The 14,893-nt window shown below is 60.3% G+C and carries 12 protein-coding genes; 4 read left to right on the forward strand and 8 right to left on the reverse strand.

Features of this window, described 5'->3' with window-relative positions:
- Window positions 1-81 precede the first annotated feature (81 nt).
- On the forward strand, window positions 82-1,755 hold the full coding sequence (locus RBB32_RS05775) for an alpha/beta hydrolase (RefSeq protein WP_306151742.1): 1,674 nt from the start codon (window positions 82-84) through the stop codon (window positions 1,753-1,755).
- A gap of 115 nt (window positions 1,756-1,870) precedes the next feature.
- The gene (locus RBB32_RS05780) at window positions 1,871-3,106 is read left to right on the forward strand and encodes an FAD-binding oxidoreductase (protein WP_306151743.1); all 1,236 of its coding nucleotides are present in this window, start codon (window positions 1,871-1,873) and stop codon (window positions 3,104-3,106) included.
- Window positions 3,107-3,124: 18 nt separating this feature from the next.
- Here RBB32_RS05780 and RBB32_RS05785 read toward each other — a convergent pair whose 3' ends face one another.
- The 8 genes from RBB32_RS05785 to RBB32_RS05820 form a co-directional block, all read right to left on the reverse strand.
- A complete protein-coding gene (locus RBB32_RS05785; protein WP_306151744.1) occupies window positions 3,125-4,345 on the reverse strand; it encodes a phenylacetate--CoA ligase family protein in 1,221 nt (406 codons plus the stop codon).
- A gap of 148 nt (window positions 4,346-4,493) precedes the next feature.
- Window positions 4,494-5,318 carry an ABC transporter ATP-binding protein gene (locus RBB32_RS05790; RefSeq protein ID WP_306151745.1) on the reverse strand — a complete coding sequence of 275 codons (825 nt, stop codon included), beginning with the start codon at window positions 5,316-5,318 and terminating at the stop codon, window positions 4,494-4,496.
- Between the two features lie 96 nt (window positions 5,319-5,414).
- On the reverse strand, window positions 5,415-6,698 hold the full coding sequence (locus RBB32_RS05795; RefSeq protein WP_306151746.1) for an ABC transporter substrate-binding protein: 1,284 nt from the start codon (window positions 6,696-6,698) through the stop codon (window positions 5,415-5,417).
- An 88-nt stretch (window positions 6,699-6,786) separates the two neighbouring features.
- Window positions 6,787-7,863, reverse strand: coding sequence for a branched-chain amino acid ABC transporter permease (locus tag RBB32_RS05800; RefSeq protein ID WP_306151747.1), 1,077 nt, complete (start codon window positions 7,861-7,863; stop codon window positions 6,787-6,789).
- Entirely contained in the window at window positions 7,863-8,120 is a 258-nt protein-coding gene (locus RBB32_RS05805) for a hypothetical protein (RefSeq protein WP_306151748.1), read from the reverse strand. Before RBB32_RS05805 ends, RBB32_RS05800 begins: the two co-directional genes overlap by 1 nt.
- 2 nt (window positions 8,121-8,122) lie before the next feature.
- Window positions 8,123-9,109, reverse strand: coding sequence for a branched-chain amino acid ABC transporter permease (locus RBB32_RS05810; RefSeq protein ID WP_306151749.1), 987 nt, complete (start codon window positions 9,107-9,109; stop codon window positions 8,123-8,125).
- A gap of 83 nt (window positions 9,110-9,192) precedes the next feature.
- Complete coding sequence (locus RBB32_RS05815) at window positions 9,193-10,011, reverse strand: ABC transporter ATP-binding protein (protein WP_306151750.1); 819 nt, start codon at window positions 10,009-10,011, stop codon at window positions 9,193-9,195.
- Window positions 10,012-10,110: 99 nt separating this feature from the next.
- On the reverse strand, window positions 10,111-12,102 hold the full coding sequence (locus RBB32_RS05820; protein ID WP_306151751.1) for an AMP-binding protein: 1,992 nt from the start codon (window positions 12,100-12,102) through the stop codon (window positions 10,111-10,113).
- Between the two features lie 183 nt (window positions 12,103-12,285).
- On the opposite strand from RBB32_RS05820, the gene RBB32_RS05825 reads away from it, so the two are divergent.
- Complete coding sequence (locus RBB32_RS05825) at window positions 12,286-14,193, forward strand: PAS-domain containing protein (protein WP_306151752.1); 1,908 nt, start codon at window positions 12,286-12,288, stop codon at window positions 14,191-14,193.
- The gene (locus tag RBB32_RS05830) at window positions 14,190-14,891 is read left to right on the forward strand and encodes a response regulator transcription factor (protein WP_306151753.1); all 702 of its coding nucleotides are present in this window, start codon (window positions 14,190-14,192) and stop codon (window positions 14,889-14,891) included. The genes RBB32_RS05825 and RBB32_RS05830 overlap by 4 nt, the downstream gene beginning before the upstream one ends.
- The last annotated feature ends 2 nt before the right edge of the window (window positions 14,892-14,893 follow it).

The raw sequence follows: 14,893 nt of genomic DNA on the forward strand, positions 1-14,893 counted from the left end.
TGGCGGGGCGATATGGGCACTTGCCGAAGGTGGCGGGTATATTCGTGGGAAACTCAATCCTACCGGGCCAGGAGTTGCTTGATGAAACACGTGAAAGTCATGGCGCTGATCCTTGGTGTCATCTGGGCCGGAAATGCCACGGCGCAAGAGGCCACGAAACTTCCGCAAATCGCGCTGATCGAAGCATTTGCCGAGTATGAAGCACTGTACCAGGACGATCCACAGGCCGCGTTTGCCATGGCCGACACCATCTTGGCACAGGCGGATGATCCTGATCTCAGGCTGATCTTTGGCCGTGCTGCCCTGGATGCCGGCGAGGGATTGCGCGCAAAAGACTATCTGGACCCGTTGGCCGATCAACTTGCGCAAACCGATCCGAGGTTGACGCAGGCCCTGGACTTGTTGGTCGCGGTGCACGATCTGCTTGGGCAAGAAGCCGAGGCGCTGACATATGCCTTGCTGGCCTTTGACACGGCTGCGGCGCGATTGGGCGAGGAAAACCCGGCTTTGCTGGCGCGGTTGGAAAACCTGGAGCCGCGTGCGGAAAAACTGCGGCCCAACTTGCTGCCACGCATTGCCGATTTTCGTGCCGCGATACTGGCGGGGCCACGGCAACTCCGGGACGTTCCGAACAAACGTGAACCAACTGCGATTGACCTTTGGTACGGGACCAACCGGGTGGCAACCGGTTCAACCGACCCCTCGCAGTTTTACGGCACGGATCTGGGCGGTTTGAGCCTCGGCAAGCTCACTGTTACGATTCCCCCGGGGCATCTGGCAGGGCTTATCGAGCGGCCGTCGGGTTGGTTTTTTACGGACCATCTTGATCCGAACAAGCACGTCGTTCTGGCCAAGCTGGAAGAACTGACCAATGATGCCTTTGCCGAAGGCTGTTGTGACGAGGCCGACCGGTTGCTGTTTGTGCACGGGTATAATGTGTCGTTTCACGATGGCGCGTTGCGCGCGGCGCAACTGGCCTTTGACCTCGAATTTCCGGGGCAGGCGATGTACTATAGCTGGCCGTCGAAATCTTCGATCTATGGCTACCTCAACGATGCCAACAACGTGGTGCCCTCGCGCTCGGCCATGGAAGAATTTCTTGAGATCGCCACGCGCGGCGAAGGTAAGCTTCACATCATCGCGCACTCCATGGGCAATCGCTACGCCCTGGAGGCGCTGGAAACCTTTCTTTTGCGCAATCCGGATCGGCGGATCGGGCAACTGATCCTCGCTGCACCGGATGTCGATCGCGCGGGGTTCCAGGCACGTTTCAGCAGCATTCGTGACAATGCGGATGGCATCACCCTCTATGCCTCGCGCCATGATTTGGCGTTGCAGGTCTCGCGGCGGCTAAACGGGGGGTATAGATTGGGTGATGCCAATGGCGAGATCATGCACTTGGCCGGGCTCGACACGGTGGACGCCTCGCAGATCGAAGCCGACGCGCTTGGGCATTCCTATTTCGGCGATGCCCCCCAGTTGCTGGGCGATATCCTTGGGGTTGTACGGCTTGGTTGGGCGCCACAGGAACGCTGTAGCGTGGCAATGCGCAACACCGGCGAGGCCAGCAATATCTGGGAGGTCCGCGAGGATGGATGCCCGGTGGAACAAGTCCGCGTTGCAGGTGACCTGATCCGCAAATTCGGCGGCAAGGCCCTGTCCGAGGCGCAACAGCGCTTCAACAAAGCATCGGACGACCAGGTGGATTTCTGGCTGGGGGTACTCGACGTGGTGGAATCGCGCCTCGAAAAGTGACGTCGGCAAGGGGTTTTCCCGTTAAAGCAATGACTTACCCCCGATGGCCACTTCCCCGCTTGCCGTGCCTTGCAACCTCCGCTTAGATGCCCCCGAACCACCACCCCGAGGGCCCATGACCCACCCAAAGAAAATCGTCGTCATCGGCGCAGGTATCTGCGGCCTCAGTTCCGCCATCTGGCTGCGCCGCGCGGGCCATGAGGTTACTTTGGTGGATCGGGACCACCCCGGGGCCGGGGCCTCCTTTGGCAACGCGGGGCTTCTGGCACAATGGGCCGTGGTGCCCGTCAACACGCCCGACATCATCACGACGGGCCTGAAATACCTCGCGAACCCCGACTCTCCATTGTTCATGCAATGGTCCTACCTGCCTCGTATGCTGCCGTGGCTGGCACGCTTTGTGGCCAAGTCGCGCGATTGCGATCACATGGTCCAAAGCCTGATCCCACTTTTGACCGACAGCGTTGACCAACACCGCGCCCTGACGCGCGGCACCCGCGCCGAACACTGGATCGCCAGCAGCAATTTCAGCTATGCCTATGAAACCAAGGCAGATTTTGAGGCTGACAAGTTTGGCTGGGACTACAAGCGCAAGGCCGGTTTCATCCCCGAGGTTCTGGAAGGCCCCGCCGTGCAAGAGGCCGAACCGATCCTCGGCCCCCGCATCCAGTGCCTTGCCACCCTAAAGGGCCACGGCCATATCCTTAATCCGGGCGCCTACATGGCCGATCTTGCGCGCGTGCTGGAGGATGAGGGCGGCACATATGCCCGTGCCAAAGTTACTGATATCACTTTGGAAAATGGCCACATCACCCAAGTGGAAACCGATACCGCCCCCCTGATTTGCGATGCCGCGGTGCTGGCCGCCGGCATCTGGTCCAAGCCCATACTGCGCAAGCTGGGGATCAAGGTGCCGCTAGAGGCCGAGCGCGGCTATCACCTGCATTTTTCGAACCCCTCGCAGATGGTCCGCAACCCGATGACGGTGGCCAAGGGCAAGTTCGCGGTAAACCCCATGGAAAACGGCCTGCGCTGCGCTGGCACGGTTGAACTGGGCGGGATCGAGAAAGGCCCTTCCAAGGCCCCCCTCGCACTGATTCACCAGCACGTCAAACGCGCCTTCCCGAATCTCAGCTATGACCATGTCGAGGAATGGATGGGCTTCCGCCCGTCCACGCCCGACAGCCTGCCCTTGATCGGGGAAATCGGCCAAACCGGGGTGCATGCGGCCTTCGGGCATCAGCACATCGGCCTGACGGCCGGCCCCAAGACGGGCCGTCTTCTGGCCGACCGCCTCGGCGGGCGACACCCCAATATCGACATGGCGCCCTACGACGCCAACCGCTTCTGATTAAAGGCTTTTCCTGGTTCAGTCGTAGCTGCGCTGATCCTCGATCACCTTGCCGTCATTGGGCAGGCTTCCGGGGGCCACGACCTCGATCTTGCCTTTCAACTTCAGGGCATCGGCCACCGACCCGGCATAGCACTCCGCATCGCCCCCCGCGGCCTCGATCTGCACGATCATCACGTCCATCTCGCCTTCGCGGCTGGCAATGACCCGCGCCTTGGCAATCTCGTCATGCTTGGCCACAAGCGCCGCCACCTGCTCGGGGCGTACGAACATGCCCTTGATCTTGGTGGTCTGATCGGCCCGGCCCATCCAGCCCTTGATGCGGGTATTGGTACGGCCACAGGGGCTTTCGCCTTCCATGATCGCACTCAAATCCCCCGTCGCAAAACGAATGAGCGGATAATCGGGGTTCAGCGTGGTCACCACGACCTCGCCCACCTCGCCGGGGGCGACGGGATCACCGGTGCCGGGGGTCACGATTTCGACGATCACACCCTCGTCGATGATCAACCCTTCCTGCGCCTCGCTTTCGTAGGCGATATTGCCAAGATCGGCGGTGGCATAACATTGCAGACAGGCGATTCCCCGGTCCGCGTATTCCTGCCGCAACGACGGGAACAGCGCCCCGCCGCCCACGGCGGCCTTGGTAATCCCAAGCGGCAGGCCCATCGCATCGGCCTTGTCCAGAATGATCTTCAGGTAATCGGGCGTCCCCGCATAGGCGGTCACGCCAATATCATGCGCCGCCCGCGCCTGAAGCTCGGTCTGGCCAGTGCCGGCAGGCAGAACAGCGGCGCCGACAGCGCGCGCGCCATTCTCGAAAATCATCCCCGCCGGCGTCAGGTGGTAACCGAAACAGTTCTGCACGATGTCGCCCTTGCCCACGCCACAGGCGTGCAGGAAACGGCCCATACGCCACCAGTCATGGCTGTCACCACCCGGTTCGTAAATCGGGCCAGGCGATTGAAAAATATGGGCAAACTGCGATGCCGCCCGCGTGGTCAGCCCGCCGAAGGGCGCCGAGGCCCCCTGCGCCTGGCCAAGGTCGGATTTGCGCAACACGGGCAACGCGGCCAAGTCAGCCACGCCCTTGACCGCCGCCGGATCAACCGCTTTCAACCGGTCGCCATAGCCCGCCAAGCCCTTGGCGCGCTCGATCTGTTCCGGCAGGGCGCGGGCATGGCTTGCGGCCCGCTCATCCGCGCTGCGACGTTCCAGTTCATCAAAATATTTGCTCATACCGTCATCCCCCAAGTGCCACTCTGCTCCACGTGGCGGAAACTTGACCTATTGATGTAAGGCACCTCATCGGCCCCCTTTCGAAATCCAGTTCAGCCTGGCCCACCCACGGCGACCGCCCCTGCACGGTAGCCACCGTTCGGCGCCCTTAGCTCAGCCACCGCTTGCGGCGGCGGTAGCTGCGCACATCGCGGAACGATTTGCGCCCCTCGTCCGACATGCCCAGATAAAACTCCTTCACGTCGGGGTTTTCGCGCAGGTCCTTGGCCGGGCCATCCATCACAACGCGACCCGACTCTAGGATGTACCCATAGTGTGCAAAACGCAGGGCGACGTTCGTGTTCTGCTCGGCCAACAGGAAGGTATATCCCTCTTCCTCGTTAAGCTTTTTCACGATGTTGAAAATCTGCTCCACAAGCTGCGGGGCAAGGCCCATGCTGGGTTCGTCCAGAAGGATGGTCTCGGGGCGGCTCATGAGCGCCCGACCGATGGCCACCATCTGCTGCTCCCCGCCCGAAGTATAGCCCGCCTGTGAGCGGCGGCGCTCTTTCAAGCGCGGGAAATATTCGTAAACCATGTTCAGATCGGCGTCGATCTCACCCCGGCTCGATCCGCGGGTATAAGCGCCTGTCAACAGGTTTTCCTCGACGGTCAGGTGCTCAAAGCAATGCCGCCCTTCCATGACCTGAATGACGCCCTTCTTCACCAGATCCGAAGGCACAAGGTCTTGCACCCGCGCGCCGCGATAGGTGATCGACCCCTTCGTCACCTCGCCGCGTTCCGATTTCAGAAGGTTGGAAACCGCCTTGAGCGTGGTTGTCTTGCCCGCGCCGTTGCCCCCCAGAAGCGCGGTGATCCCGCCCTTCGGCACGCTCAGGCTGACACCCTTCAGCACAAGGATCACGTGGTTATAGATCACCTCGATATTGTTGACCTCAAGCAGTGTCTCTTCTGTGCGTCCTGCGTCGAGCATGGTGTATCTCCGTCATGGTCCCCTGACCGGAACCTTGGTGTTTTAAGCTGTGGGTGCGGCGGCCGACCCGCCGCACCCGATCTCGTCACAACCTGATCAGTTGCAGCGCATTTCGATGCCGTTTTCCTCGGCAAAGGCTTTCGAGTCTTCCTCGACCAGCGGCGCAAGCACGTCTTGATCCGACTGGAAATACTCGGTGATGAGTTCGAACTCACCCGCCTCGGCATTCCACTGCGACACCGCGCCAAAGCCGTTCCCGCCGTGGTTTTCACAGCTCACCTTGAACTCGGGGCCAAAGTTCGGAAGGCCAAGTGCGGCCATCTTCTCTTCGGTCATTTCAAGGTTTTCCATGCCGTCGCGCATCTGGGCGGCATTGATCGCCGAAGTGCCGTGCATCTCCTGCGCGGTCTTGATCGCCTCGGCGGCCAGCATCGCGGCATACATCCCGCGGTTATACAGAACCGACCCGATCTGATCGCCCGCACCGGCGGCATTGCCGGTTTCGACGACGTGTTTCTGGATGTCGTCATAAACCGGGTAGTCGCTGCCGATGTTGTGGAAGGTCAGCGCCTTGTAGCCATCGGCACGCTCGCCCGCGGGTTTCACGTCGTTTTCCGACCCCGACCACCACACGCCGATGAAGTTTTCCATCGGATAGCGGATGTTCACGGCTTCCTGGATCGCAACCTGGTTCATCACGCCCCACCCCCACATGATCACGTAATCGGGCTTTTCACGGCGGATTTGCAGCCACTGGGATTTCTGCTCCTGACCGGGGTGATCCACCGGCAGCAGGGTCAGGTCGAAGCCATGCTTTTCGGACAGGCCCTCAAGGGTCCGGATCGGCTCCTTGCCGTACGCCGAGTTGTGATAGACAAGCGCGATGGTCTTATCGCTGATGTCGCCGTCGTTCTCTTCCACGATGTGGGTCACGGCATGGCTTGCCCCATCCCAGTAGTTCGCGGGATAGTTGAAGACCCACTCGAAGACCTTGCCGTTCTTGGCCGAAGTCCGGCCATAGCCCATGGTGTGAAGCGGGATGCCATCAGCAGTCGCTTTCGGGATCAGCTGATAGGTGATGCCGGTCGAAAGCGGCTGGTACACGAGCGCGTCTTCGCCCTTGGTCGACTCGTAGCATTCCACACCCTTCTCGGTGTTATAGCCGGTCTCGCATTCCACGAGGTTGATCATCTCGCCACCGATGCCGCCATCACGCTGGTTCAGCAGGGTGAAGTAATCCTGATAACCGTCCGAGAACGGGATACCGTTCGCGGCATAAGGCCCGGTGCGATAGCTGGTATCGACGATCGTCAGATCCGCCAGCGCCGGGGCTGCGGCCATCACGGCCGCCACGGCTGTGCCAAAGATTGTCTTTTTCATCGGTTCATTTCCTCCCTTGGTGTTGTTCCGATGTTGCGATGTGCCGGGGTTTCGCGCCCCCGATCCATTTTCTCCTCTCGGGCCCGTCCTAGTGCGGGAAGGGCCAAAGCCTCAGTTTCTCTTTCGCCACGCGCCAAAGCTGCGCAAGGCCATGGGGCTCGGCGATCAGGAAGATCACGATAAGGCCCCCGACGATCATGAATTCCAGATGTGCCGCCAAATCCGTGGGCCAGCCAAGCGTGCCGACCAGAAGGTTTTTCAAGAGCACCGGCAAAAGCACGAGAAAGGCCGCCCCGGCAAAGCTGCCAAAGATCGACCCAAGCCCGCCGATGATCACCATGAACAGAACAAGGAACGACTTGGTGATGCCAAAGGCCTCGCCGACCTCGACCGCGCCAAGATAGACGGCGAAAAACAAGGCCCCCGCGATCCCGACGAAAAAGCCCGAGATGCCAAAGGCGCTTAGCTTTGCACGCAGCGGGTTCACCCCGATAATCTCGGCGGCAATGTCCATATCCCGAATGGCCATCCACTTGCGGCCCGCCATGCCCCGCGTCAGGTTTCGCGCCAGGATCGCGCAAGCCACGGTAAAGACAAGACAGAACAGGTAGGCCGCCCAAGGTGCCGTTTCCGCGCCGGTCACAGCCGTGCCAAACACAGTACGTTCCGGCGCGTTGATCTGCCCCGAGGCCGAATAGTTGTAGAACCACGACACCCGGTTGAACATCCAAACAAGGAAGAACTGCGCCGCCAGCGTCGCCACGGCAAGATAGAACCCCTTGATCCGCAAGCTGGGCAGGCCGAACAGCACGCAGACTCCGGCGGTGATCCCGCCCGCGCATATGACATGAAAGAAGATGTTTACTTCGGGAAAGGCCGTCATCAACTTGTAACAGGCATAAGCCCCCACGGCCATGAACCCCCCGGTCCCAAGGCTCACCTGCCCGCAATAGCCGACAAGGATATTCAGGCCAATCGCCGCGATCGAGTAGATCAGGAACGGCAGGAAGACCGCGTTCACCCAATAGTCATTGATGATAAAGGGCACCACGGCAAAGGCCGCGATCAGAACCGCGTAATACCGGTAACGGTCGAATTTGATCGGGAAGGTCTGGCCGTCCTCGACATAGGAGGTTTTGAAATCCCCCGCCTCACGATAGAACATTACAGAACCTCCCCATGAATTTCGTCGTCATCCTCGCGCTTTTCCGCGCGGTTTGCGGGCTTGGCATATCCCGTCTGCTCCGAGTGGCGCACCAGCCAGAAGAAGGCCAGCATCCCCACCCCGCCACCAAAGGCGGCCAAAATCGCGGCCGTCACCATCTGGCCGGTCTGGTCCACACCCGCCGTCAGGGCGAGATACCCAAAGGCCCAGAACCCCGACCACGCGATGACATTGGCAATCGCAATCAGCTTTTGCATCGCTACACCCTCTCGATGATCTTCTCACCGAACAGGCCCTGCGGCCGGAACACGAGGAAGATCAGCGCCAGAACATAAGCAAACCAGTTCTCGGTCGCCCCGCCCAGCATCTGGCCGAACGAGAACTCGAACAGCTTCTCACCAACCCCGATGATCAGGCCACCCACGATGGCCCCGGGGATCGAGGTAAAGCCGCCCAGCATCAGAACCGGCAGCGCCTTCAGGGCGATCAGCGACAGGCTGAACTGCACACCCGATTTCGTGCCCCACATGATGCCCGCGACCAGCGCCACGAAGCCGGCCAGCGACCAGACCATCACCCAGATGAAGTTCAGGCTGATACCAACCGAAAGCGCCGCCTGGTGGTCATCGGCAACGGCCCGCATGGCGCGGCCCTGTTTGCTGTACTGCGCGAACACCACCAGCGAGAACACCAGCGCCGCCGCGATCGCCGTGGCAAAGAGGTCAAGATTGTCGATGAAGAAACCGTAGTCGAAAATCTGGTAGGTGAACTCGTCAATGCTGGTGTTAATGCCCTGCGGCAGGCCCACGTCCAGATTCTTGATGTCACTGCCCCACATCATGTCGCCAAAACCTTCAAGGAAATAGGCAAGGCCAATGGTCGCCATGAACAGGATGATCGGCTCTTGGTTCACCAGGTGGCGGAACACGAACTGGTTCACCGCCCAAGCCAGTAAGACCATCACCGCCATGGTAAACAGGATCGCCAACACCGCTGGCACGTGCCAGCCAAAGTGGTGAATCTCGGTACCCAGAACGGCGTTGATCAGGTGACTGAAAGGCACTTGCCCTTCCATGATCCCCACCAAGGTCAGCGCCGCGAACAGCGCCATGACCCCTTGGGCATAATTGAAGATACCGGACGCCTTGTAGATCAGGACGAACCCGAGCGCGACGAGGGCATAAAGAACGCCCGCCATCAGGCCATTCAGGAAGACCTCCATTCCCCAGACAAACTGTTCAGGCATGGCTCAAGCCTCCGTTTTGCGTGTTTCCCTGCGGCACTGGCGCCATACCGGCGCGATACCGACGTGTTTCCGAAATTGAAAAATCAATCATGCGCCACCCCCAGATAAGCGTCGATCACGGCCTGGTTGTTGCGCACTTCATCGGGCGTTCCGTCACCGATTTTCTTGCCGTAATCCATCACGACCACCCGGTCGGAAAGGTCCATGACCACGCCCATGTCATGCTCGATCAGGGCAATCGTGGTGCCGAACTCGTCGTTCACGTCCAGGATAAAGCGGCTCATGTCTTCTTTTTCCTCGACGTTCATACCCGCCATCGGCTCGTCCAAAAGCAGGATCGACGGCTCGGCGGCCAGCGCCCGTGCCAGCTCAACCCGTTTTTTCAAACCATAGGGCAACCGGCCCACGGGGGTTTTGCGGATGTGCTGGATTTCCAAGAAATCAATAATCTTTTCAACGGTTTCGCGGTTCTCAACCTCTTCGCGCTCGGCCTTACCCTTCCAGATCGCCTGCGCGAAAATACCGGCATCCATTTGCCGAATACGGCCGGTCATGATGTTGTCCAGCACAGACATACCGTCAAACAGCGCGATGTTCTGGAAGGTCCGCGCGATCCCTTGGCGCGCCACTTGGTACGGCTTCATCTGCGGGCGCAATGCCCCCTTGTAGAAAACCTGACCGTCTTGCGGGTTGTAGAACCCGCTGATCACGTTCAGCATCGAAGATTTCCCGGCCCCGTTCGGCCCGATGATGGCGCGGATCTCGCCCTCGCGAATATCGAAACTGATATCCTTGATCGCCACCACGCCGCCAAATCGCAGCGTGATGTTCTTCATCTCCATCACCACCCCGCCGATCTTGCGGCCATCCTCGGTGGTATACCCTTCTGAGGCGTCAAGCATTTGTTCTCTCCTTCGGCGAGGATGCGTTCATCACGCCCATCCGGGCTTTCTTCACGAAGAAGGCCGTCAGGCCTGATAAGTGGTGCGGGCGCAACTGCATCATTCCGCAGCCACCTTGCCCGGGGCCTCCACGGGCACCACCTCGGCGTCGATGATTTTCAAGGTCGCGCTGATAGACCCCTTGCGCCCATCCTCATAAGTCACTTCGGTCGTGGTAAATATCTCGTCCGACCCATCGTAAAGCGCCCCCAGAAGATCCTCGAACTTCTCGGCAATCACCCCTCGGCGCACCTTGCGTGTGCGGGTCATTTCGCCATCGTCGGCGTCCAACTCCTTGTGCAGCACCAGGAAGCGATGCACTTGGCAATGCGCCAGCATCGGATCGTCCGAGAGGCTGCGGTTCACTTCCTCGACATGCTCTTTCACGGTTTCAAGAACACGCGGATGACCGGCCAGTTCCTGGTACGAGGCATAGCCGATGTTGTTCCGCTCGGCCCAGTTGCCAACCGCCGTCAGGTCGATGTTGATAAAGGCCGTGCATTGCTCCCGCTGGTTGCCGAACACCACCGCTTCCAGAATGTTGGGGAAGAACTTTAGCTTGTTTTCCACGTACTTGGGCGCGAACATCCGGCCATCGGCCATTTTGCCCACGTCCTTGGCGCGGTCGATGATCCGCAAATGCCCGCTGCCTTCTTCGAAAAAGCCCGCATCGCCCGTGGCAACCCATCCTTCGGGGTCCTTGGTGCTCTTGGTGCTTTCCTCGTTCTTGTAGTAATATTCGAAGGTGCCGGGGCTGCGATAGAAAACCTCGCCGCGCTCATCAATCCTGATCTCGACCCCGGGGGCCGGAACGCCGACGGTATCGTTGCGCACCTCCCCATCGGGTTGAACGGTGATAAAGACGCTGGCCTCGGTCTGGCCGTAAAGCTGCTTCAGGTTGATCCCCAGCGAGCGGTAGAATTCAAAAATTTCCGGCCCGATCGCCTCGCCCGCGGTATAGCCCACACGCACGTTGCCAAACCCAAGCGTATCCTTGAGCGGCCCGTAAACCAACAGATTGCCAAGGGAATACTTCAAACGGTCCCAACCACCCACGGCTTTTCCGTCCAGAATGGCCGGGCCCACCTTGCGGGCATGCTCCATGAAGTGGTGGAACAGCCATTTCTTGAAACGGCCGGCATCTTCCATCCGGATCATCACGTTGGTCAACTGCGTTTCGAACACACGCGGCGGGGCAAAGTAATAGGTCGGCCCGATCTCGCGCAGGTCGGTCTGCATCGTATCGGCACTTTCCGGGCAGTTCACGCAAAAGCCTGTCCAATAGGCCTGCCCGATGGAAAAGATGAAATCGCCCACCCATGCCATCGGCAGATAGGCCAGAACCTCGTCATCCTTGTTCAGGTTGTCGAACTCGGCCGAGGATTTCGAGGCCTCGATGATATTGCGGTTCGACAATACAACGCCCTTGGGCTTGCCCGTCGTCCCCGAGGTATAAAGCATCACGCAAACGCTGTCATACGTCAGCTTCTCGCGCCGTTCCCTGAGGTCCTCGATGAACTCCCAATAGGCCGCGCGCCCCTGTTCCTGAACGCCGGTGAAGGTGTGCAGCTTGTGGTGATCGTATTTCCGCAAACCACGCGGATCGACATAGATCATATGCTCGAACTGATGCAGGTCGTCCTGAATATCGATCAGTTTATCGACCTGCTCCTGATCCTCGACAATCGCAAACCGCGCGCCGCAGTGATCCATGACATAGGCCATCTCCTCGGCGGCCGAGTCCTGATACAACGGCACCGGGATCGCCCCAACCGATTGCGCGGCCACCATCGACCAATAGAAATGCGGGCGGTTACGCCCGATCACGGCGACGAAATCGCCTTCCTTGATGCCCAGATTGATGAATCCAAGCGCAAGCGCCTCGATCTCTTTCTCGGTTTCCGCCCAGGTCCAGCACTGCCAGATGCCGTATTCCTTTTCGCGATACGCCATCTTGGATGCGTATTGCGTGGCGTTGCGTTGCAATAGCGCCGGAATGGACGCAAGTCCTTCCGCCGCCTGAGACGACTGTACCAAGTTTTCTCCTCCCATTGTCCGCCAAGCGAACCGCGCGCCCTATGCTTGGGCGATTCTTGCGTCCCTTAAGGGTGCTGACGGAAACCTTGCCGTCAACTTTTACCTGATGTTTTCGCAATCCTTTCGAATTGTAACAGCGGCGGAAACGGCTTTGCGCCACCCCTTTATGGTGCTAGCCAGTTTTCGAAGGAAAACCCGATGAGTTCGCACAAGACAGATACCAATGCCATGACAATGGCGGGCCTGAACCTGATCCAGCAGGCCATCTCGATCTATGATGCGGACCTGCAACTGGCTGTCTGCAATCATCGGTTTCAGGAAATGTTCGATCTGCCCGACTGGCTGGTGACACCGGGGGCCGCCTTTGCCGATACCATCCATTTTCTGGCCAAACGTGGCGATTACGGCAAAGTGACGGACCTGGACGAATTCGTGCGCACCCGTGTCGAACAGGCCCGCGCGTTCGAGCCGCATTACATGGAACGCACCCGCGCCAATGGCCGGACAATCAGCGTCGAAGGCACCCCATTGCCGCAAGGCGGCTGGGTGACTGTCTATACTGACATCACCCGCACCAAACGGCAGGAAAGCCTGCTGCGCGCCCGGTCCGAGGAACTGTCGGGCCAGCTCCTGACCTATTCCGAAGAAATCGCCGCCACCAACCGCGAACTCTCCTCCACCATCACAGCGCTGGAAGAAACCAAGCGGCAGCTGACCGCGTCTGAGGCGCGCACACGCCTGACCACCGAGATGATGCCGGCCCACATCGCGCATGTCGGGGCCGACCGGCGCTATACCTATTCAAACCGACGGCTCAGCGCCGTCATGCCCGGCAGCAAATCCGACATCATCGGCCTGCCCATCGAGGAGGTTCTGGGCGCGCAACCCTATGCCACGATCAGGCCCTATCTCGACGATGCCTTCTCCGGCAAAGCTTCGGTCTTCGAATTCACCCACGAGCCCAGTTCCCGCCGCATCCGCGTGGCCCTTACCCCCGAGGATGCCCAGGGCGGGATCTACATCCTGTCGATGGACATTACCGAAGAGGTGCAGACACGCTCGGCCCTGCAACAGACACGCCGCCGCGAAATGGCCGCGCAGCTGACCAGCGGGCTGGCGCATGATTTCTCCAACCTGCTGACCATCATCCTCGGGATGCAATCGAAACTGCAACGCATGGATTTGGGAGAAGAGGCCGAAACCCTGATCTCTGCCACCCTGGGCGCGGCACGGCGCGGCGGCGGGTTGCTCAACCGCATTGCCGATATGACCGGCCCGCGTGAACACACCCCGGCGGCCACCGATCTATCGGCCTTCCTGAACGATCTGGAAACTCTGGCCCGCTCCACCCTGCCCGACGACGTGGAGTTTACCATCAACAATCTCGCTCATCCGGGCCATTACTTGCTGGATGCGGGCATGTTGCAGGATTCACTGCTGAACCTGGTGATCAACGCCCGCGATGCCGTGGGCCCGAACGGGGCGATCAGGCTCACCACCACCTGTTTGCAGGATACCTGGCTGGAATTCACCGTCACCGATACCGGCCCCGGGTTTTCGAAATCCGCGCTGACTCATGCGCTTGATCCCTTCTATACCACCAAGGGCGGCGAAGGCTCTGGCCTTGGCCTGTCGATGGTTTATGACATGACCAAATTGGCCGGCGGTCGCGTGAAGCTGTCGAACACCGACACCGGCGGGCGCGTATCGCTCCGGTTGCCCATGCGCCGCGCCGAAGCCGTGGACACCACGGGAATGGTCCTTCTGGTGGAAGACAGCCCCGATTTGCGGGACACCATCCGCGACATGCTCCGCAATCGGGGCCACACGGTGATCGAGGCCAGCTCCGCCGACGAAGCCGCCGCGCTCTTGCAAGAACTGCCCGAGATATCCGCGCTGCTGTCCGATATTTCGCTGGAAGGCGACAAGACCGGCCTTGACCTGATCAAAGCCTTGCCCAAGGGGCATTGCCCGGCTTACCTGATGACCTCGCTGCCCCCGGGCGACCCGCTCTACGAGGCTGCCTGCAAAACCGCGCCAGTCCTCCGAAAGCCCTTCGACGCGGCGCGCCTTGATGCCTTTCTCAATCCGGATGCCCCACAATGACACAACCGCTTGTCGCCATCCTCGATGACGAACCGGCCATTCGCACCATGCTTGCGGATGCACTCGAAGAGGCCGGGTTTCAAACCATGGCCTTTGGCCGCGCCACCGAGTTCGAAGCCGCCCTGCGCAGCGCAACGCCCGATGTCTGCCTTGTGGACCTCTCGCTGCCCGACCGCGACGGGCTGACGCTGGTTCACCGGCTCGCGCTGGAACAAGGCGCCACCGTGATCATCATATCGGGCCGCGCCGAGGTGCAGGACAAGATCACCGGGCTGGAACTGGGGGCCGACGATTACATCATCAAACCCTTCGATCCGGCCGAGGTGGTGGCCCGCATCCGCGCCCGCCTGCGCCGCGAAAGCAGCACGCCGCAAACCGGCGAAACCGCCCGCTTCAACGGCTGGACCGCGCATTTCGACCGCTACGTGCTTGAGGATGAGACCGGCGCGGAAACCCCCTTTTCCCACGCCGAGGGCGAGGTGCTGCGCCTGTTCCTGGAGCGCCCCAAGCGCCTGATTTCGCGCAATGCGATGCAAGAGGCACTTGGCGGCGCGGCGGGCGAAAGCTTTGACCGCGCGATGGACGTACGCATCTCGCGCCTGCGCACCAAGCTGCGCGAAGACCCGAAAAACCCGCGCCTGATCAAGACGATCTACGGCGCAGGCTATATTTTCCTGGGCGATATAAGCTGGACCTGACA

This window comes from Roseovarius sp. MMSF_3281, from assembly GCF_030733685.1.
Lineage (GTDB): Bacteria > Pseudomonadota > Alphaproteobacteria > Rhodobacterales > Rhodobacteraceae > Roseovarius.